Below are 545 nucleotides of genomic sequence, written 5' to 3' on the forward strand. Positions count from 1 at the left end.
TTTTATCTCACCAGCTTGGCCTGGACACACCAGCGATACTCCGGCTGATCCCGTACACAGGTGATCAGCGTGATAATGTCGTTCTGTCGGGCCGAAAGCACTGACACATCGGTAGCTGCGATCTTGGCCACTCTGTCCACCTGATATTTCCGGGTGCCGATCTTGGTGGTCAGCTGGATCGTTGCCCCCGGTTTTAGAGTATGAATCTCGCCGAAGTAGCTGTTGACCCCCCGGTTATGTCCGGCAATGGCCACATTTCCTTCCCAGATGCTGGTGTTTTCAAAATGCCCTACACCGTAACGCAAGGCGGCATCATCGGTACCCTGATAGATCTTCACATCCACACCAATGGACGGGATCTTCAAAGAGCCGATATAGCCCCCCGCATAATACAAATCGGGCGTAACCAGGGTAAAGCTGCTCTCATAACTCCCCGAGCCGGTGTTGCCCGTATTGGTGTTGCCCGATGTGGTAGGCGGTGTCACTACATTGGATGTACCTCCACCAGAAACGATCCCGCTGCCCCCAGGGGTCAGGTTCGGGGT

The 545-nt window shown here is 54.9% G+C and carries 1 protein-coding gene; it reads right to left on the reverse strand.

Annotated features, from left to right (window positions below):
* Window positions 1-2: 2 nt before the first annotated feature.
* Window positions 3-545: class D sortase (locus KQI26_RS15175; RefSeq protein ID WP_216505061.1), on the reverse strand; the 543-nt coding region annotated here is incomplete at its 5' end.

It is taken from the genome of Intestinimonas sp. MSJ-38 (assembly GCF_018917925.1).
Classification (GTDB): Bacteria; Bacillota; Clostridia; order Oscillospirales; family Butyricicoccaceae; genus Pseudobutyricicoccus.